Annotated in this window: 19 protein-coding genes; 9 read left to right on the forward strand and 10 right to left on the reverse strand. The window is 67.5% G+C overall.

Annotated features, from left to right (window positions below; genetic code table 11):
* From LFM09_RS48545 to glgB, 3 genes are all read left to right on the forward strand, one after another.
* Window positions 1–1,194 (forward strand): alpha-amylase family glycosyl hydrolase (locus LFM09_RS48545; RefSeq protein WP_414103453.1); only part of this gene is annotated, 1,194 nt, incomplete at its 5' end.
* Between the two features lie 7 nt (window positions 1,195–1,201).
* The gene (locus tag LFM09_RS48550; protein WP_414103454.1) at window positions 1,202–2,512 is read left to right on the forward strand and encodes a maltokinase N-terminal cap-like domain-containing protein; all 1,311 of its coding nucleotides are present in this window, start codon (window positions 1,202–1,204) and stop codon (window positions 2,510–2,512) included.
* A 3-nt stretch (window positions 2,513–2,515) separates the two neighbouring features.
* Window positions 2,516–4,672, forward strand: coding sequence for a 1,4-alpha-glucan branching protein GlgB (gene glgB / locus LFM09_RS48555; protein WP_414103455.1), 2,157 nt, complete (start codon window positions 2,516–2,518; stop codon window positions 4,670–4,672).
* Here the strand turns inward: glgB and LFM09_RS48560 are convergent.
* Window positions 4,652–5,077, reverse strand: coding sequence for a hypothetical protein (locus LFM09_RS48560; RefSeq protein ID WP_414103456.1), 426 nt, complete (start codon window positions 5,075–5,077; stop codon window positions 4,652–4,654). The two genes, glgB and LFM09_RS48560, sit on opposite strands and share 21 nt — an antisense overlap.
* A 355-nt stretch (window positions 5,078–5,432) precedes the next feature.
* On the opposite strand from LFM09_RS48560, the gene LFM09_RS48565 reads away from it, so the two are divergent.
* The gene (locus LFM09_RS48565; protein ID WP_414103457.1) at window positions 5,433–6,806 is read left to right on the forward strand and encodes a neutral zinc metallopeptidase; all 1,374 of its coding nucleotides are present in this window, start codon (window positions 5,433–5,435) and stop codon (window positions 6,804–6,806) included.
* Window positions 6,807–7,310: 504 nt separating this feature from the next.
* Here LFM09_RS48565 and LFM09_RS48570 read toward each other — a convergent pair.
* The 4 genes from LFM09_RS48570 to LFM09_RS48585 form a co-directional block, all read right to left on the reverse strand.
* The gene (locus LFM09_RS48570; protein WP_414103458.1) at window positions 7,311–8,504 is read right to left on the reverse strand and encodes a cytochrome P450; all 1,194 of its coding nucleotides are present in this window, start codon (window positions 8,502–8,504) and stop codon (window positions 7,311–7,313) included.
* A gap of 66 nt (window positions 8,505–8,570) precedes the next feature.
* Window positions 8,571–8,945: a hypothetical protein gene (locus LFM09_RS48575; protein WP_414103459.1), complete on the reverse strand. Its 375-nt coding sequence runs from the start codon at window positions 8,943–8,945 to the stop codon at window positions 8,571–8,573.
* A 308-nt stretch (window positions 8,946–9,253) separates the two neighbouring features.
* A complete protein-coding gene (locus LFM09_RS48580; protein ID WP_414103460.1) occupies window positions 9,254–9,685 on the reverse strand; it encodes a DUF6114 domain-containing protein in 432 nt (143 codons plus the stop codon).
* Complete coding sequence (locus LFM09_RS48585) at window positions 9,676–10,266, reverse strand: DUF6230 family protein (protein WP_414103461.1); 591 nt, start codon at window positions 10,264–10,266, stop codon at window positions 9,676–9,678. The genes LFM09_RS48580 and LFM09_RS48585 overlap by 10 nt, the downstream gene beginning before the upstream one ends.
* 184 nt (window positions 10,267–10,450) lie before the next feature.
* On the opposite strand from LFM09_RS48585, the gene LFM09_RS48590 reads away from it, so the two are divergent.
* Both LFM09_RS48590 and LFM09_RS48595 read left to right on the forward strand, forming a co-directional pair.
* Window positions 10,451–11,893, forward strand: a complete 1,443-nt coding sequence (locus LFM09_RS48590; protein ID WP_414103462.1) for a neutral zinc metallopeptidase — start codon at window positions 10,451–10,453, stop codon at window positions 11,891–11,893.
* A 32-nt stretch (window positions 11,894–11,925) separates the two neighbouring features.
* Window positions 11,926–12,720, forward strand: a complete 795-nt coding sequence (locus tag LFM09_RS48595; protein WP_414103463.1) for a helix-turn-helix domain-containing GNAT family N-acetyltransferase — start codon at window positions 11,926–11,928, stop codon at window positions 12,718–12,720.
* 74 nt (window positions 12,721–12,794) lie between these two features.
* On the opposite strand, the gene LFM09_RS48600 is transcribed toward LFM09_RS48595, so the two are convergent.
* From LFM09_RS48600 to LFM09_RS48615, 4 genes are read right to left on the reverse strand one after another with little or no spacing between them, the layout of a single operon-like run.
* On the reverse strand, window positions 12,795–13,769 hold the full coding sequence (locus LFM09_RS48600; RefSeq protein ID WP_414103476.1) for a tetratricopeptide repeat protein: 975 nt from the start codon (window positions 13,767–13,769) through the stop codon (window positions 12,795–12,797).
* On the reverse strand, window positions 13,766–14,587 hold the full coding sequence (locus tag LFM09_RS48605) for an SCO6745 family protein (protein WP_414103464.1): 822 nt from the start codon (window positions 14,585–14,587) through the stop codon (window positions 13,766–13,768). Before LFM09_RS48605 ends, LFM09_RS48600 begins: the two co-directional genes overlap by 4 nt.
* A 10-nt stretch (window positions 14,588–14,597) precedes the next feature.
* Window positions 14,598–16,397: a hypothetical protein gene (locus LFM09_RS48610; protein WP_414103465.1), complete on the reverse strand. Its 1,800-nt coding sequence runs from the start codon at window positions 16,395–16,397 to the stop codon at window positions 14,598–14,600.
* Window positions 16,398–16,444: 47 nt separating this feature from the next.
* On the reverse strand, window positions 16,445–16,750 hold the full coding sequence (locus LFM09_RS48615) for an MTH1187 family thiamine-binding protein (RefSeq protein WP_414103466.1): 306 nt from the start codon (window positions 16,748–16,750) through the stop codon (window positions 16,445–16,447).
* A 50-nt stretch (window positions 16,751–16,800) separates the two neighbouring features.
* Here LFM09_RS48615 and LFM09_RS48620 point away from each other — a divergent pair, with 50 nt between their 5' ends.
* Genes LFM09_RS48620 through LFM09_RS48630 form a run of 3 tightly spaced genes read left to right on the forward strand, consistent with a single transcriptional unit; the run spans window position 16,801 to window position 19,428 of the window.
* Window positions 16,801–17,298 (forward strand): MarR family transcriptional regulator, encoded by a 498-nt coding sequence (locus LFM09_RS48620; RefSeq protein ID WP_414103467.1) that lies wholly within the window; start codon window positions 16,801–16,803, stop codon window positions 17,296–17,298.
* 31 nt (window positions 17,299–17,329) lie between these two features.
* Window positions 17,330–18,382, forward strand: a complete 1,053-nt coding sequence (locus LFM09_RS48625; RefSeq protein ID WP_414103468.1) for a phosphotransferase family protein — start codon at window positions 17,330–17,332, stop codon at window positions 18,380–18,382.
* A complete protein-coding gene (locus LFM09_RS48630) occupies window positions 18,379–19,428 on the forward strand; it encodes a phosphotransferase (RefSeq protein ID WP_414103469.1) in 1,050 nt (349 codons plus the stop codon). The genes LFM09_RS48625 and LFM09_RS48630 overlap by 4 nt, the downstream gene beginning before the upstream one ends.
* On the opposite strand, the gene LFM09_RS48635 is transcribed toward LFM09_RS48630, so the two are convergent.
* Complete coding sequence (locus LFM09_RS48635; protein WP_414103470.1) at window positions 19,400–19,723, reverse strand: DUF3817 domain-containing protein; 324 nt, start codon at window positions 19,721–19,723, stop codon at window positions 19,400–19,402. The genes LFM09_RS48630 and LFM09_RS48635 overlap by 29 nt on opposite strands.
* Window positions 19,724–19,838: the final 115 nt, after the last annotated feature.

Consider the following 19,838-nt stretch of genomic DNA (forward strand, 5'->3'; position numbering starts at 1 on the left):
CACCGCTTCTTCAGCCACCAGCCGGATCTCAACTACGAGAACCCGGAAGTGCAGGAGGCGATGCTCGACATCCTGCGGTTCTGGCTCGACCTCGGCATCGACGGGTTCCGCCTCGACGCCGTGCCGTACCTCTTCGAAGAGGAAGGCACGATCTGCGAGAACCTGCCGCGCACGCACGAGTTCCTCAAGCGCTGCCGCAAGGTCGTCGACGACGAGTTCCCCGGCCGGGTGCTGCTGGCCGAGGCGAACCAGTGGCCGTCGGACGTCGTCGAGTACTTCGGTGACCCGGAGATCGGCGGCGACGAGTGCCACATGGCGTTCCACTTCCCGCTGATGCCGCGGATCTTCATGGCGGTCCGGCGCGAGTCGCGGTTCCCGATCTCGGAGATCCTGGCGCAGACGCCGGCGATCCCGGAGAACGCCCAGTGGGGCATCTTCCTGCGCAACCACGACGAGCTCACGCTTGAGATGGTCACGGACGAAGAGCGCGACTACATGTACACGGAGTACGCCAAAGATCCGCGGATGAAGGCGAACATCGGTATCCGCCGTCGCCTGGCGCCGTTGCTGGAGAACGACCGCAACCAGCACGAGCTGTTCACCGCTCTGCTGCTGTCGCTGCCCGGTTCGCCCGTCCTCTACTACGGCGACGAGATCGGCATGGGCGACAACATCTGGCTCCAGGACCGTGACGCCGTGCGCACGCCGATGCAGTGGACCCCGGACCGCAACGCGGGCTTTTCCTCGTGCGACCCCGGCCGGATCTACCTCCCGGTGATCATGGACCCGGTCTACGGCTACCAGGGCCTGAACGTCGAGGCGCAGCTGAACAACACGTCGTCGTTGCTCAACTGGACCCGCCGGATGATCGAGGTGCGCAAGCAGCACCACGCGTTCGCAGAGGGCGACTTCAGCGAACTGGGGGGCTCGAACCCCAGCGTGCTCGCCTACAAGCGACTGTGGAAGCGCCCCGACGGCCGCGAGGACATCGTGCTCTGCGTGAACAACCTGTCACGCTTCCCGCAACCCGTTGAGCTGGACCTCTCCGAGCACCGCGACTACACGCCGCTGGAACTCACCGGAGGTGTCAAATTCCCCTCGATCGGGGAACTCCCTTACCTGCTGACCCTCCCGGGTCACGGTTTCTACTGGTTCCAGCTGGTAGAGGCGGGCGACGACAGCGAGATGAGGTGAATCGCGCATGATCGATCCCGACGAGCTCGCCGACAAGCTGGTCACCACGCTGCCCGACGTTCTTCCCACGCTGCGCTGGTTCGGCGGCAAGGACCGCCCGATCAACGCCGTCCGTCCACTGCGGACAACGCCGTTGTCCGACGACATGGTCCACGTGATCGTCGACGTCGAGCAGCCCGGCCGCACCGAGCAGTACCAACTGATCATCAGCGAACACTCCGACGGTTTCGACGCAACGGCCGATCCCGACCGGAACGGCTTACTGCTGGAGAAGATCGCGGCCGGCGAACGCGTCGGCGGCATCACGTTCGCCCACGAGCAGGGTGTCGAGCTGCGCACCTCGTTGCGCGGCAGGCCGATCGGTGTCGAGCAGTCCAACACGTCGCTGATCTACGGCCAGCAGTACATCCTGAAGATCTTCCGCAAGCTCGCCCGCGGCGAGAACCGCGACCTGGTGCTGCACCGGGCTCTCCGCAGCGTCGGCTGCGAGCACATCGCCTTGCCTCTGGGCTCCATCTCGTCCGAGCTGGACGGCGAACCGGTCACGCTCGCGATGCTGCAGGAGTTCCTGCCGGACGCGGTCGAGGGCTGGGCCATGGCCACCACGTCGGTGCGCGACCTGATGGCCGAGGCCGACCTGCACGCGGACGAGGTCGGCGGCGACTTCGCGGGTGAGGCGCAACGACTCGGCCACGCCGTGGCGAAGGTGCACGCGGACCTCGCCGAGGCGCTCGGCACGCAGCTGGCGGACGACGACGCGGTCGCGCGTGCCGTCACGGGCATGCAGCGACGTCTCGACGCCACGCTGCAGGCGGTGCCGGAGCTGACCCGGTACGAGGAGCCGCTGCGGGCGACGTTCGAGGACGCCCGCCAGCACCTCGGGCAGATCCCGATCCAGCACATCCACGGCGACCTGCACCTGGGCCAGGTGCTGCGGACCGTGCACGGCTGGCTGCTGATCGACTTCGAGGGCGAGCCGGCGGCCGCCGTCGAGGCCCGCAACGCGCTGAAGTCGCCGTTGCGGGACGTGGCGGGGATGCTGAGGTCGTTCGACTACGCGGCGCGGCAGCTGCTCGTCGGCCAGCCCGACGACGACCAGCTCGCGTACCGCGCGATGGAGTGGACGAAGCGCAACCGGGCGGCGTTCTGCGACGGGTACGCCGAGGTGGCGGCCGACCCGCGGGACAACGCGCACCTGCTGCGAGCGTTCGAGCTGGACAAGGCGGTCTACGAGGTCGCTTACGAGCACGCCAACAGGCCGGAGTGGTTGACGGTTCCGCTGTCGTCGATCGCCCGGATGACTAGCGGAGGCGAGTAAACCGTGAAGGCCGATCTGGACCGGCTCCTGTCCGGTGCCCACCACGACCCGCACTCGGTGCTGGGTGTGCACACCGACGGCGATCAGGTGATCGCACGGGCGTTGCGGCCCGGTGCGTCCTCGGTCGCGGTGGCGTGGGGCGACAAGCAGGTCGAGCTGACGCGGATCGCCGACGCGTTGTTCGAGGGCGAGCTGCCGGAGGCACCGGGCGACTACCGGTTGCTGGTGAAGTACAACGGCGGCCCCGCGGTCGAGGTCGACGACCCGTACCGGTGGCTGCCCACGGTCGGCGAGCTGGACCTGCACCTGATCGGCGAAGGTCGGCACGAACGGCTCTGGGACGTGCTGGGCGCGCATGTCCGTTCGTACGAAACGGCTTCCGGCGACGTCACCGGTGTCTCGTTCGCCGTGTGGGCGCCGAACGCGCGCGGTGTGCGCGTGACGGGTGACTTCGACGGCTGGGACGGACGCGCGAACCCGTTGCGCTCCATGGGTTCCAGCGGCGTGTGGGAAGTGTTCCTGCCAAACGTCGTCGTGGGCTCGCGGTACAAGTTCCGCATCCTCGGCCAGGACGGGATCTGGCACGAGAAGGCCGACCCGATGGCGTTCGCCACGGAGAAGCCGCCACAGACGGCCTCGGTCGTCACGCGCTCCGAGTACCAGTGGCAGGACGCCGAGTGGGAGGCCCGGCGCGAGGCCACCCAGTGGGCGAACGCGCCGATGTCGATCTACGAGGTGCATCTCGGCTCGTGGAAGCCCGGTCTCGGCTACCGGGAGCTGGCGGTCGACCTCGCCGACTACTGCGAGGACATGGGCTTCACGCACCTGGAACTGCTACCCGTCGCCGAGCACCCGTTCGGTGGTTCGTGGGGCTACCAGGTCACCTCGTACTACGCACCGACCTCGCGCTTCGGCTCGCCGGACGACTTCCGGTACTTCGTGGACACGCTCCACCAGCGCGGCATCGGCGTGCTCGTCGACTGGGTGCCGGCGCACTTCCCGAAGGACGCCTGGGCGTTGGCGAAGTTCGACGGCACCGCGCTGTACGAACACGCCGACCCGCGCCGCGGCGAGCAGCTCGACTGGGGCACGTACGTCTTCGACTTCGGCCGCAACGAGGTCCGCAACTTCCTGGTGGCCAACGCGCTGTACTGGATCGAGGAGTTCCACCTCGACGGCCTGCGCGTGGACGCCGTCGCGTCGATGCTCTACCTCGACTACTCCCGCCCCGAGGGCCAGTGGCTGCCGAACGAGTACGGCGGCCGCGAGAACCTCGACGCGGTGCGCTTCCTGCAGGAGCTGAACGCGACCGTCTACCGCCGCCACCCCGGCGTCGTGATGATCGCCGAGGAGTCCACCGCGTGGCCCGGCGTGACGCGGCCGACCCACCTGGGCGGGCTCGGCTTCGGTTTCAAGTGGAACATGGGCTGGATGCACGACACGCTGCACTACCTCTCGCGTGAGCCGGTGCACCGCTCGTTCCACCACAACGAGATGACGTTCTCGCTGGTCTACGCGTGGAGCGAGAACTTCGTGCTACCGCTCTCACACGACGAGGTGGTGCACGGCAAGGGCTCGCTGTGGGGCCGCATGCCGGGCGACGACTGGAACAAGGCCGCCGGCGTGCGCTCCCTGCTGGCCTTCATGTGGGCACATCCGGGCAAGCAACTGCTGTTCATGGGCGGCGAGTTCGGCCAGCGCGCCGAGTGGTCCGAGTCGCGCTCGCTCGACTGGCACCTCGTCGAGCAGGAGCCGCTGCACCAGGGCATCCAGTCGCTGATGCGCGACATGAACTCGGTGTACCGCACGGCAGCGGCGTTGTTCTCGAACGACGTCACGCCCGAGGGCTTCCAGTGGATAGACGCGAACGACTCCGGCGGCAACGTGCTGTCGTTCCTGCGCGTCGGCGAGGACGGCTCCGTGCTGGCCTGCGTGGCCAACTTCGCCGGAATGCCACACCACGACTACCGCGTAGGCCTGCCTTCCGCAGGTCGCTGGAAGGAACTCCTGAACACCGACGCCGGTGCCTACGGCGGCTCGGGAGTCGGCAACCTGGGCGGCGTCGAGGCCGAGGCCAAGCCGTGGCACGGCCGCCCGTACTCCGCGCTGCTGCAGCTCCCGCCCTCCGGCGTGCTGTGGCTAGTGCCCGAGAGCGACTGACCGGTCCGGCAGCGCTCCGTTCCAGTAGAGCGCGCCGGACACTCTCGCCGTAGCCGGCGCCTCACCCGCACAGGTCCTGATGACCTGGTCTTTCAGCTCGAACGGCGCAAACTCCGCGCACCCGCTGACGGTCAGCTGAAGCCCGGTCAACGGCAGGTTGCCGGTGTTGGTGACGGTGACCTTCAGCTGGTCGTCCTCGCGTTCAAGCTCCACCTCGTAGGCCGCGACCCGCAGGAACGCGCAGTCCCAGTGGATCTCCATGTTCGTGGTGGCGAAGAACCGCACACTCACAGCGTTCTGCGGCGCGATCATGCCGTAGACGTTGTACCGCTTCGCCTTGTCAGCAAGCGGCCACCGCGCGTACGTCCGCCCAGTCTGAACGTTGTCCCGATCGAGAAACTGCACCCCAACAGCGGTAGCCGGCCCGGGAGCCCTGCTGCCCGCCCAAACGGACAGGTCGTAAACCCCTCCAGGAGCCGCCCCAACGGTGGCGCCGGCAGTACCGGCTCCGACGATCACCCCGTGGCGCGGATCCGGCAGGATGCCACCGCTGCACCCGGGCATTGTCGGATCGGCCCCGGTAGGAGGGCCGATGACCAACAACACGGCGCACAGCAATTCGCGCACAGTTGGAAATGTAAGTCCGCCACCCACCTCCGGCCCGGTGAACCTGATCAGTCCGCCACACGTTGGCCTCTGTATGCCCCTGAGTTCGCCGAGTAGGACGCCCCACAAGCCGAGCGACAGGCACAATGGGTCCATGCGGCACCGGAGCATCGCGCTGATCGTCGCCACCGCCCTGCTGGCGGTGGGCTGCACCGCCGAGATCCCAGGACGCCCGCGCGCCGCCAAGGTGGTGAAAAAAGAGGCCTCAACCACCACCATCCAGGTCCGAGGCACGGACAACGGCCCAACCGACCAGTTGGCCGCCACCGCCTTGACCGACATCGACGAGTTCTGGAAGGACTCGTTCCAACAAACGTTCAACAAGCCCTGGAAGCCGATCAGCGGCGGCTACTACTCGGTAGACACAGCAGACGCCACCGCCAAGCCCCCACCGTGCACCCAAAAGGCCGCCGACGTAGAAGGCAACGCGTTCTACTGCCCAGCCGCCGACGCCATCGCCTGGGACCGCACCGCCCTGCTCCCAGTACTGCAGGACCGCTTCGGCGAGGCCGCAGTCGTAGTAGTGCTCGCCCACGAAATCGGCCACGCCGTGCAAAACCGCATGGGCATCACCCCAGAAGCGGAACGCCGCGAGCCCGACAAGTACCCCACGATCCTCACCGAGGCCCAGGCAGACTGCTTCGCAGGCGCGTTCGTCCGCAACGTGACCGACGGCAAGTCCGCCCGCCTCGACATCGGCACAGACGCCCTGGACAAGGCCCTGGGCGCCCTGATCACGTTCCGCGACCCGGTAGGCACCTCCCCAGAGGACGAACAGGCCCACGGCAGCGCCTTCGACCGAGTGGCAGCCTTCCAGGACGGCTACGAGCAGGGCACCAAGTTCTGCGGCGCCATGTCCGTCCAAAACCGCACCTTCACCCAACGCGCCTTCACCACAGCAAGGGACCGCGACAACGGCGGCAACCTCCCGTTCGCCCAGATGCTCGAGTCCGTCACGCCCGACCTGGACGGCTACTTCAAGACCCTCGCCACCACCACGGGCAAGACCTGGCCCAACCCGAAGGCCGAGTCCTCAGCCACCGAACCGACCTGTTCCGGCGACCAGGGCCCGGTGGCCTACTGCCCGTCCGACAAGAGCATCAAAATCGACACCCAAGACGAACTCCCACTGCTGCACAAGGAACTGGGCGACTACGCAACCGGCACCCTGATCGCCACCCGCTACGCCCTGGCCGAACTGGCCGTGCAAGGCAAGCCGATCGAGGGCGAAGGCGCCTCCGCTGCCGCACTTTGCCTGGCCGGCGCGTACACGGGCGCGGTGTTCTCCCGCGAGGGCAACCAGTTCGGCTTGTCACCGGGCGACTTCGACGAGGCAGTAACCGTGCTCCTGCGCTTCGACTACGCGGCAAGGGACGCACGCGGCGAGGACCCGGTCGACCCCGGTTTCGAGCGGGTAGCACGGTTCCGCGAGGGCGTGTTCGAGGGCCCGAAGAAGTGCGGCCTCTAGCCCGCGCAGCCACGAAGCCAACCGCCCTGCCGCTACTGCCCTGCCCTGCCGCCACTGCCCTGCCGCCACCATCCTTACGCGCCGGGTGAGCCCGATGCTCTTGTGCGATGCCGAAGGCGAGCCGCTCTTCCCTTACGGGCCGGGTGGGGTGGTCCCGTCACGAGTCGTGCCACAGCTCTTGCCGCGCTCGCTCCTGGCGCGGCTCGTGACGGGACCACCCCACCACCGCAACCAAACTACGAAACCGCAAGCCGCCCAACGCAACAGGCGTGCCATCAACCCGCGTGTGGCGCTGGCCGGTCTTTGATCAGATTGGCGGGGTCCGGGGCGGCGCCCCGATCTTTGAACAGGACCCGCCGCCCGCAACGCAACCACCCGCCCGGCCGCGTCCCTCAAGGCGACCACCCGCACGCAACAGGACCACCTACGGACTCTCAACCGGCGCCCGCCAACGAAACCGGGGGACGACAACGGCAACCCACGCGCCCGCCGACAGACGGCCCGTCAAACAGCCCAAGACAAGTGCAGGTGACGCACTCCCCGCAGCACCCCGTAGGTGCGCTCAGGCTCAGTACCAGCCGCCACTTCAAACTCGGGGATCGAGCTCAAAATCTTGTCGAACACAATCCCGAGCTCCAACCGGGCAAGGTGCATGCCGAGGCACCGATGCACCCCAGACCCCCACCCGAGATCACGCCCCCGCTGCACCCGATCAAGCCGAAACTCAGCAGGATCATCCACGTACTGCTCATCCCGAGTCCCCGACCCCCAGGCCAGCAACAACCGATCCCCAGGCCGAAGCTCAACCCCACCAAGCGTCGTCTCAGCAACCACAGTCCGCCCAGTAGCAGCCACAGCAGACTCGTGCCGAACGATCTCCTCGATCAACTTCGGCACCAACGAGCGATCCCCAGCCACCGCCCGCCGAGTCGCGGGATCCTCAGCAAGCTGCAACATCAAACTGGAGATGGTGTCGACCGTGGTGAGAAAACCCGCGCTAACCATCAAGAACGCGTACTTGAGCAACTCGGCATCGGTGGCCCGCCGCCCATCCACCTCAGCGTTAACGACCGCAGTCAGCACATCGTGACCGGAACCCCCACGACGTTCCGCAATCTCCGCCCGCAGGAACTCGACCAGCCCGGCCCCAGCGCGATGCGCGTCCTCCACCGAGGTGGGCGCAACGAGATCACGCGTCAAAGCAGCCAACTCATGCTGCCTCTCCCGAGGCACCCCCATGACCTCGGCGATCACCAGCGACGGGATGCGGGCGGCAAGATCACCAACCACCTCACACCGCCCCCGCGACGCCACCTCATCGACAACCTGATCGGTAACCTCGCGGATGTACGCCTCATGCGCCCGAACAGCCGGCGGCGTGAAGAAGTCCTGAAGAACACCACGCCACCCCGAATGCACAGGCGGATCAGACTCGAACAACGGCGCACGGGTCGTCTCAGCGTCCGGCACCATAGCCACCGCCCCCAGCCCCTGCACGGCAGCGCTGAAGGTCTCCCCGTCCTTCGCCACGGTCACGATGTCATCCTGCTTGGACACCAGGTAGAACCCGTCGTAAGCCTCACTACGAGCAACCGGACAACCAGCCCGCAGATCAGCCAGCAGAGCGTGGATCGTCGGTACGACGGCCTGGTCGTGGTGATCGAAACCGCGGACCCGGTCCTTGAGACTTTCCCCCACCACGCACTCCCCGCGACAGACAGCACCTGATCTCAAGGCCTACCCGCCGCGCACGGGTCCGGTCAATCACCCGGCCACGACGGAGATCCGCGCTCCCGGAATCCGCAACGTCCCACCGACCAGGTCCGTGTTCCGCACCGTGACCTCGGTGAACGTCACAAACGGCACGTTCAACGGCGGCGGATGGGCAGCGCTGTAGTCAACCGGGATCTTGATCCCGAACAGGTCCAAGTTCCCCTTGAGCTGCAACGTGAACAGCTCGATCCGCCCAGGTGACACGGTCGACGTGCTCCCAGGACGAGCCGCCGTGACAAGCCGGACCCCCGGCGAGATCTGAGCCGACTGCACCAGGTCCTTGATCCTCATGTCCCCGGCCGTGAACTTCAGCACCTTGACGACCTCGCCATCGAGCAGTGCGTCCACAACCCCGACGAAGTTCAACCCACCAAGATCGAGCCGAGAAGCCGTGAGCGTCCACTCCCGCCCTCCACCCGCCACCGGGGCAGGGGCCGGTGGCGGGGGCGCCGACGTCGGAGGCGGCTCCGTGCCGGGCGGAAGAGTCGGCACAGACGAAGACGCCGGCGGTGGAGTGGCACTGCTGCTCGAAACAGGTGGTGGCTCCGACGACGTCGGAACCGGTGTGCTGCTAGAGGTGGGCGGCGGCTCGGAACTGGTCGGCTCGGAACTCGACGGCGGCTGCAGGGCCAGCATCACGACCAGCCCGACCGCGGCCAACGGCGGCGGTCGCATCATGACGCCTGAACCTGCTCAGGCTCGCCGTTCGCCTTCTCCGCCTTCTTCGCTTGCTTCAGCTGCTTCGGCTCGTCCGTCCACGCCACCGCGAGCGCGCCACCCAGCAGGCTCAGGATCGTGCCCACGAGGAAGCCGCCGAGGTTCGTCACGACCAGCGCCACCAGCGACAGCATCACCGTGACGATGCCCGACGCGAGCCGGAACTTCGGCTGCACCCACAACGAGACCGCGCAGATCGCCAGCAACGTGCCGATGAGCAGCGCGGACACGCCACCGATCGTCTTGATCGAGATGACCATGTCGCCGAGCTTCACGCCGACGAACGGCGGGAACAGGATGATGAACGCGCCACCGGCCACGAACAGGCCGGCCCAGAAGGGCCGGCCACGTCGCCACGCGGTGAAGCCGCGCCAGAGGTTCAGAAGCACTCTTGCTTCCCCTGGCGAATGGTCAGGTTCATGCCCTTGAACCTGATCGTCTGAGCGGTGGTGGCCCACGCGGTCTGCTGCAGCGAGGTGATGTTCGCCGAGTCAGCCTGCAGGCCGAACGACCCCGGCAGGCCGCGGAGGCCGTCCGGTCCCTTGGTCACCTTGTTCGCGTCGATGCCGATCTCGGGGTTGCCGAGCACCAGGTCACCGTTGAGGTCGGTGAGGTTGACGACCAGGTTGTCGGCCGACATGCCGCCCACGCTGTCCGCCGTGATGCGCATCGTCACATCACCGACGATCGGCATTCCCGGGACGAACACCGACTGGCAGAACTTGTCGAGCCTCGCCGTCTTGAACCCGCTGACCGCGACGACGTGCACCTTGCCCGCACCCGCGTCCACCCCGCCGAACTGGACGAATCCCTGGCCCGTCAAGTTGTCGGCGGACACCTTGAAGTTGGTGCCGGACACCGCGAACGAGGCGGCCAGCGCTCCCTGGGACATGCCGAAGAGGAGGGCACCGGCACCGACAGCACCGATACCGAGCACCCCGACGAACCGTGCCCAGCGCGTTCTACCCATATCCCCCGGACTCCTTCCACACTGAAGGCTTGCGTGGGACGGACTGTGCGCTCGAAAACATAGGCAGGACAACGAAAACGAGTCCGTGCAGTATTGAAATCACTCCCGAGGGTGAGGATGCTTCACGTTTAGCCGCAGGTCCTTGCCGCACATGGCGGAACCGCTGTTAGTAGGGTTCGACCCCATGGGGATCGGACGAATCGCCGTCGCGCTGGCCGCGACCGCAGCCCTGACCGCCTGTGCTTCCGTGGTCGAGGGCTCACCGAAGGGCGAACGCCCCGACCCCACGAAGGTCGCGGGCCTGGAAATCTCGAACGGCCCCTCCGGCCCCAAGCAGGGCGTGCCGGACGCCGACCTGAGCGTCGAGAACGGCGACGGCGGCGAGATGGACCGCCTGGCGATCAACACCCTCGCCGACGTCCAGGAGTTCTGGAAGGCCGAGCTCCCCAACTCGTTCCCCGGCAAGACCTTCGAGCCGGTGAAGCGCCTGGTCTCCTACGACTCCAACGGCAAGGGCGTAGAAGTCTGCCGCCTCAACACCACCGGCGTGGCCAACGCCTTCTACTGCGCCCTCGACGACAGCATCACCTGGGACCGCGGCGAGCTCCTCCCGATGCTCAAGGACTCCTTCGGCGACATGGCCGTCGTCACCGTCCTGGCCCACGAGATGGGCCACGCCGTCCAGTACAAGCTCGGCCCGGCCTCCAACATCGGCGGCAACACCCCGTCGATCGTCAAGGAGCAGCAAGCCGACTGCTACACCGGCGTCTTCATGCGCTGGGTGGCCGAGAACAAGTCCAAGCACTTCGAACTCAGCACCGGCGAGGGCCTGAACCAGGTCCTGCAAACGATGTTCTTCATCCGCGACTCGGCCGGCACCTCGTTCGAAAAACAGGGCGCCCACGGCAGCGCGTTCGACCGAGTCTCAGCCTTCCAGTTCGGCTTCACCCGAGGCGCCGCCCGCTGCGCCGAGATCAACGAGGCCGAGATCACCAAACGCATCACCGAACGCCCCTTCGACCTCTCCGACAAGGACCAGGGCCAGGGCCGCGGCAACGCTCCCATCAACCAGGACAAGTACCTCAACGCCCTCGAAGAGTCACTCCGCGACGCCTACAAGTCCAGCGGCGCAGCCTTCCCAGCCTTCGACAAGGGCGGCATCAAGTCCTGCAACGACGCCCAAACCACCTCCCCGGCCTCCTACTGCCCCGCGACCAACCAGCTCCAGCTGGACCTCCCCTCCCTGGTCAAGATCGGCACTCCACCGAAAAAGGGCTCCAAGGGCGGCATCGGCGACTTCGCAGCGTTCGCCGTGATCGCCTCCCGCTTCTCCCTCTCGATCCAGCACGCCACCGGCTTCCCCCTGGACGACGACGCCGCAGGCCAACGCACCGCCTGCCTGACGGGCGCCTGGGCAGGCCTGACCAACCGCCCAGAACCAGCCGCCAACCTGAAACTCTCCCCAGGCGACCTGGACGAGGCAGTAGCCGAACTCCTGGCCGACGACAGCCTCATCGCAGCCGACGTGAACGGCAAAGCCGTCCCCTCCGGCTTCGCCCGCGTAGAAGCCTTCGCCGACGGCTTCTTCCGCAGCGCCTCCTACTGCGTCAAGAAGTATTCAGTTTGATTATTTGATCGACGCACGTCGATACTTGGTCCGTGCTGACCGATGAAGCCACGACCTACGCCTCGTGGTTCGCAACCCTGTCCGACCCGACCCGAGTGCGCCTGCTCCACCACGTCGCCTCGGCCCCCGGCTCGGTAACCGTCGGCGAGCTGACGTCGTTGCTCGGTGTTAGCCAATCCACCTGCTCCCACCACGTCCGCAAACTGGCCGAGGTCGGCTTCGTCCACCTGCGCCGCGAGGGCACAGCCACCCACGTAACGGTCAACCCGGCGTGCTGCACAGGCCTCCCGCACGCAGCCGACGCAGTGATGGGCGCCCTCACCACAGGCACAGTCCGCCCGGCCGCCGGCGTGACGATGCGCCCCATGACCGCCGCCGACTGGCAGGACGTCCGCCGCATCTACGGCGAAGGAATCGCCTCAGGCAACGCGACCTTCGAAACCGAAGTCCCCACCCGCCGCACGCTCGAGTCCAAGTGGCTCCCAGACCACCGCTGGATCGCAATGCAGGACGGCGAAATCGCGGGCTGGGCCGCCGCAACCCCGGTGTCCGCCCGCGAGTGCTACGCCGGTGTGGTCGAGACGTCGATCTACGTGGCCGACGCGCACCAGGGCCGAGGCGTGGGCAAAACCCTGCTGCACCACCAAGTCGAAGCCGCAGACGAAGACGGCCTGTGGACCCTGCAGGCAGTGATCTTCCCGGAGAACCGAGCCAGCATCGCGCTACACCACAAGGCAGGCTTCAGAACCGTGGGCGTGCGCGAACGAATCGCCCAGCACCACGGCGAATGGCGCGACACCGTCCTTTTGGAACGCCGCCGCCCCTGAGCAAGCGAACGGGCCGGGTGGGGTGGTCCCGTCACCGGACCACCCAACGCAAGGCGACCACCCGCAAGCTCGCGTCAGTACAACGCAGAAGCCAGGTTCCGCCGAGCCGCAGCAACCCGAGGATCATCCGCGGGGAACAACTCGAACAGCCCGACCAAGTGCTGCCGAACCCGATCCCGATCCTCCCCGTAAACCCGTCGAACAGTGTCGACCAACCGCCGAAACGCCTCTTCGACCTGCTGCAAGGCAACCTGAGCATCAGCAGCCGCCAACTGAGCGTCAACGTCCTCCAACGCCCCATCGGCCTTGGCAATCACCGCAGGATCCACACCCTCGGCTCGCTCAGCAAACCGAGCCTGAGCAAGCCCTTCCTTCGCCAACTCATGAGCAGGCTCAGAAGCAAGAATCTCCGAGTAATACCCCTGAGCGGCGACATAGTCCCCACGCTCAAAGGCCTCCTCAGCAGCAACAATCCGAGGATCCTCGACAACGTCTTCCTCAGCGACAACCGGAGCCCCAGCCCGAGCTTCCCCAGCCCGAATCCCAGGCAACCGATCCCGCAAAGCATCCAACAACCGAGCAATCCACGCGGACAACTCGGCATCAGCCAACGGCCCAGCAAACGCATCAATGGGCTGACCAGCAGCAACGGCCACCACAGTCGGCACAGACTGAACCCCGAACGCCTGCCCGATCCGCGGCGCCTGCTCCAAATCCACCCGAGCAAGAATCCAGGACCCGCCAGACCCCGAAGCAAACCGTGTCAACGAGGCAGCCAACTGCTGCGACTCAGGGCTGTAGGAGGCCCCCAACAGCACCACAACAGGCACCTGCAGAGACTGCTCGACAACAGCCTGGAAAGAGGCCTCGGAAACGTCCACGATCCAAGGCGCGGACCCGTTCTCGGCAGCCGGAGAACCCGAAGGCGATGCCGGCGCGGCAGCCGCCTGACGGGCGGCATCAGCTCGGGCCTTCAGGGCGCCGAGGTCGACAGCGCCCGAGAGGGCGGCGGACAGTGCGGCAGTCTTGCGAGGATCAGGCCTTGTCACGTGTTCCATCCTGGCACGGCTAGTTCCCGGACCGGGTCCAGGGCCATCGGGTTGACTCGCATCGCCTCGTTGGCCGAAGCGATGCGCACTGCGAGCGGTGTCATCAGCTCGATGAACCGCGACGTACGAACAACACCCAACGCCTCCCACGGCGCCAGAGCAGCGGCATCAGTCGCACGCTCCACCGCCGAAAGATCGCCGGGTACATCAGCGGCGTCCCACTCCTCCACGGTCCAACCACGCGCGGCTCGCATGTATGCCGGATCGAGAGAGTGCTCACGGGCGTAGAGCGCAAGCGCTTGGCACGGCCCCACGCCATGAGCCACAAGAGCAGCCACGTGCCCGTCACCACGGGATTCACGCAAGATCGTGCAAGCCTGCCAAAGCACCAGGTGCGCAACAGAGGGCCACGGCAACGCGCGGTTGGCGGCCGCGAGAGGACGCCCCGCGATAGGAGCCGCTAAGGCAGCCTCACGAGCCAACGAAGCCGCTTCGACGATCTCAGCCGTCTCCACATCACCCAGCAGGCGACGCAACGCCAGGTCGACGCCCTCGAGCCGAGCCCGCAGGAAATCAGCAGGCGAAGCGACCTCCCACGCATCCGGCAACGCACGGGAAACCATGCGCGGGGCGAAGTTGTAGAAGACAGCCGTCACCAGCTCCGGGGATGCGGCACCCAAGGGCGCGGCGCGCATGCCGAAGTAGCCCATCCAGCCGCCCTTGCAGCCCAGCGCGTCGGTGGCAGCGCGGGATTCGGGCGTGAAGTACGTGACGTCGTGATACGGCTCGTACCGCAACCACAGCTGTCTCGCGTCCACGCCCGACACGCTAACCCAGTGAACGCCGGTGCACGGATCCGCTCACCGTCCCGGCGTAGAGCGTTCGGCCATCCGAGGACACCAACAGCGCCTCGACTCCACGCTCCAGGTCAGGACCACCGAAAACGGTCCACGAACGGCCGCCGTCAACCGACCGCAGCACGCCCTTGCTCGACCCGGAGAACGAGATCGAGCCCAGGTACAACGTCCCATCAGGCGCAACGGCGATCGCGGACAGCTGTTCGGAAGACACCGCGGGCACCTCCACGAACGAAGCGCCGTCGAAAGACACGAACACCGAGTTCTGTCCAACCGCCACGACGTGCCGCGGATCGCGCGGATCGACCAGCACCGAATTCATCCGTCCGGGCAACACCTGCTTCAACGTCACCCCGGCGTCCACCGACCGGTACAACCCGCCGGCGTCCGCGAGCCAGATACCGCCGGGATCAGCGGCAATGGTCTTGATCCCGCGCAACCCGGCGTGCACGCGCTGCAAAAAAGAAAGCCCGCCGTCCAAAGACACGTAAAACGCGTTGATCAGGTACGCACCCAGGTAAACGCGCGTCCCCAGCCCCGGGTCGAACACCAAAGACCGCGTGTTGCCCGGCATCTCCGCAGTCGTCACCCAGGTACGACCATCATCCAGGGACCGCTCCACGAAGATCGTGTCCTGCGACCCGCGATACCCGTTCCGGCCGCGCAGCACGACCCCGTCCCGAGCCGCCAGCGCCCCGATCCGGTTCCCGATCGCCGCGGGCGCCCTCCCGTCGAAGTCCCACTCCTGCGACGCCACGGGCAGATCCGTCCGATAGGACCCCTGCATCGTCCCGGCAAGAAGAGAACGCCCGGACACCGCCAACGACAACACGTGCGCGCCAGGCACCCCAACGCGCTTGAAGTGCTCGTGGTCAGAGGTCGCGTAGACCCCACCGGACCCGTAGACCCACTGCCAGTCCGGCTGGTCGGGGAAGCTGCCGATCTCGGTGTAGACGTCGACCGTCCGCAACGCCTCGGTCCGCTTCCACGTGACACCGAGGTCCGCACTGATGAAGTGCCCGTCCAACGTCTGCACCTGCACCCAGCCGTTGGCCGTGATGCCGCCGTACAAGGTCCACGACGACGTCCACGGGCCCTTCACCGGACGCCACGTGCGGCCGCGGTCCTCCGACAGCTGCACGCCACCGCTGAAGTCGCGCGCCACCACGACGTCGCCCCGCGAGGTGATCTTGTCGGCAGCAGGCGCGTGAGACGTCCATCGGCCCGCCCGGAAGACGTGCACGGTCTCGGCCGCCACGAACAGGTCAGAGCCGATGAGGTGCAGGTCGTCGGCACCACGCGGCGAACCGGGCAACAGCTGCCACCTCAGGCCGTCCGAGCTCCGGTACACGCCCTCCTCCGACGCCGCGTACGACATGCGCCCACCGGCCTCGACCGCGCTCACCTCAGAAGGCGTCCGCAGCACCACCGAGAACGACGCACCGCCGTCCACGGACCGCAGCACGGTGCCCGCACCGCCGCCGCCCTGATAACCGGCGACAAGAACGACATCGGGCCGGACCGGATCGACCGCGAGGCCGGCCCCGCGCATCTCCGGGAACAGCCGCCCCTGCCGCCACGTGCGACCGCGGTCGGCGGACCGGAACACCTGCTGGCCGGCGCCGGGCAGCGCGTAGACGAGGTTCTTGGCGAACGCCAGGTACCCGCCCGCGCCGTTCGGGCCGATGTTGTCCCACCTGGTGGGAACCTCCGCATGCGCAGAAGGCACGACCGCCAGCAACGCGGCCAGCAGGGTGATCACGAATCTCACGAGAAACGCCTCCGCTCGACTCACAACGGGTCAGCGGCGGAGCACGATCATGGCGTGTCGGAGAGGTACTCCTCAACCCTCTGCACCTTGGTGCGCAGCTGATCGGTGTGGCCGGGCCGGATGTCCGCCTTGAGCACGAGCGAGACCCGCGGGGCCGCGGCCTGCACGGCTTCCGTCGCGCGCCTGACCACGTCCATCACCTCGTCCCACTCACCCTCGACCAAGGTGAACATCGCGTTCGTCTCATTGGGCAGCCCGGACTCCCGCACGATCCGCACGGCCTCGGCCACGGCCTTGGCGACGCTTCCCGACGAGTCCGATGCGGACGGAGCAACGCTGAACGCGACAAGCACACGAGCCTCCTGATGATCCCTGCGTGTACTGACTGGTAGCTTCGGTGCCCATGACACCGCTGCCGTTCGATCCGATCGCCCGCGCGGCCGAACTGTGGGACGAGCGCGTTGGTTCGGCCACGTCGATGGCGGCCGTCACGAGCGTCATGCGGGTCCAGCAAATCATCCAGTCCGCCGTGGACGCAGCCCTCAAGCCGCACGGTCTCACGTTCGCGCGCTACGAGGCGTTGGTGTTGCTCTACTTCTCCCGCAAGGGCGCGCTGCCGATGCGGGTCATGGGTGAGCGCCTGCAGCTGCACCCCACGAGCGTCACGAACATCGTCGACCGGTTGGAGAGCGACGGCCTGGTGCGCCGCACGCCGCACCCGACCGACCGCCGCACGACGCTGGTGGAGATCACCGACGCGGGCCTGCAACGCCGTGAGAGCGCAACCGCCGCGGTCGTCGAGGTGAACCTGGGCCTCAAGGGCCTGACCGACCGCCAGACCGAGCAACTCACCGACCTGCTGGCCAAGGTCCGCCGGGCGAGCGGCGACTTCGAGGACTGAAATCGGTTGAGCGCGCCGCGATGATGGTCGCGTGACGGAACGGTCGATCATCGCCCTGGTGAGCACGCCCAGCGGGTTCGCGGGCCGCACCGACCCCATCGGGGTGAGGACTCCGTGGTGGAGCGACTCCGAGCCCGTCAACGAGGCCCTGGAGCAGCTGCTGGGCGTCCCGACGAGCGTGCTCAGACTGATCTCCGTCGAGAACAGCCACGCACCGTCCAGCGGCGGCGTGGTGACCTATCACGTCGAGGCGCACGGCGAACCCGACCGGACCCACCTCCACCCGGCAGACGAACCCGAGGCGGACGCCCCGAGAAGGCATCCGTGGGCACGGCTCGGCGGACCTGCCGAGCTGGTCGCGTGGGCCGACGCCGAGATCGAACGGACCGGGCCCGCGGTGCAGGTCCGGACGTGGAACCTCTCCAGCGTCCACAAGCTGCCCACCGCCAACGGACCCGTGTGGCTCAAGGCCGTCCCGCCGTTCTTCGAGGACGAGGCAGCGGTGATCAAGATGGTCGCCGCGCACGACCCGACGCTCGTGCCGGAGGTCATCGCCTCGGCGCCGACCCGCGTCCTGCTCGCGCAAGCACTGGGCAAGGACTGCTGGGACGTCAAAGCTGAGCACGTCGAGCGGATCCTGCCGCGCTGGGTCGCGGTGCAGCACGCCCTTGCCGGTGAGCCCCAAGTGCGTCCGTGCGCTGTGCCGATGCCGTCGTTCGGACTGCCGGACACGTTGGTGCACGGCGACTTCCACCCCGGCAACTGGTTCGACAGCGGCGTGGTCATCGACTGGGCCGAGCCCGTGTGGGGTCACCCGGCCATCGACGCGGGCCGCCTCCTGGAGTTCGCCCCGCCCGAGCTGCACGACCTGGTCCGCCGGGTCTGGAGCGAGGCGTGGCTGAGGCACCGCCCGGACAGCCGGCCGCTCGAAGCGCTCGACGCCGCTCGCCGCGCCACTCACCTGCTGAACGCCGTGAAGTACCAGGAGTTCCTCGACAACATCGAGGACTCCGAACAGGTCTACCACCGCGACGACCCCGCGACCGAGCTCAGGGCCGCACTTCGGCTGGTGATCGGCGAATGACGGGCCGGCACGTCATCGCCCTGGTCAGCGCGCCCAGCGGGTTCGCGGGCCGCACGGAGATCCTGCCGATCGACAACCCCGACTGGAACTACGTCGAGCCCGTCAACGAGACGCTGGAGCAGCTGCTCGGCGTGCCCACGACCGTGCTGCGGGTGGTCTCGATCAGGGGCGGCGGCTCCCAGGCGGCGGGCGGTGGCCTGATCACCTACCACGTCGAGGCGCACGGCGAACCCGACCGCACGAAGCTCCACCCGGCGCGGGAACCCGAGGCCGACGCCCCGAACCGGCTGCCGTACGCGCGGATCGGCGGCCCGGCCGAGCTGGTCGCGTGGGCCGACACCGAGATCGAACGCACCGGCCCTGCCGTCCAGATCCGCACGTGGAACCTCTCGACCATCCACAAGCTGCCGACCGCGAACGGACCCGTGTGGCTCAAGGCCATCCCGCCGTTCTTCACCGACGAGGCAGCGGTGATCAAGATGGTCGCGCAGCACGATCCGACGCTGGTCCCGGACGTGATCGCCGCGGCTCCGCAGCGCGTGCTCCTGGCCGACGCACCGGGCGACAAGTGCTGGCCGCTCAAGCCCGAGTACGTCGAGCTGATCGTGCCGCGCTGGGTGGCCGTGCAGAACGCGCTGGCCGGTGAACCGCAGATCCGCCCGACGCCAGTGCCGATGCCGTCGTTCGGGCTGCCGGACACGCTGACGCACGGCGACTTCCACCCCGGCAACTGGCGGCAGAGCGGCGAGATCATCGACTGGTCCGACGCCGTGTGGGGACACCCGGCGCTCGACGCGTGCCGGGTGATCGACTACGCCCCGCCGGAACTCCGGGACCACATCGCGAAGGTGTGGAGCGAAGCGTGGCTCACACACCGGCCGGACAGCCGCCCGCTCGACGCTCTCGACGTCGGCCGCCGCGCGTCACACCTGCACAACGCGGTGAAGTACCAGATGTTCCTGGACAACATCGAGCAGTCCGAACGGGTCTACCACGAGGGCGATCCGCAGGGAGAGCTCAGAGCTGTTCGGGAGCTGCTTCGCTGAGGCGACCGGTCTTGTTGGCCCAGCGCTCGAAGATCACCGTGCCGAACGGCGGGATGCTGGAGAGCAGGCCGAGCACGAGCGTGCGCGCGTCCCACTTCAGCGGCTCCTTCGCCATCAGCGTCACGAGCACGAAGCCGACGAAGATGACGCCGTGGATCGGGCCGAAGATCTTGACGCCGATCTCGTTCTGCACGACGACGTACTTGAAGAACATCCCGAGCAGCAGGCCCGCCCAGGAGATCGCCTCGGCGAGGGCGAAGATGCGGAACCGTCCAACCACGCTGGAGAACGTCATGGCTCCCCATCATGAACCGTGACGGGGAGCACACGGCTACCGGGCGAGGGTTCGTGTCGGTCGTCCGGTCAACCGCTCGCGCCGAATTCGGCGAAGCCCAATTCGGCGCGAGCGA

The sequence above is a fragment of the Lentzea alba genome (assembly GCF_047445655.1).
GTDB lineage: Bacteria > Actinomycetota > Actinomycetes > Mycobacteriales > Pseudonocardiaceae > Lentzea > Lentzea alba_A.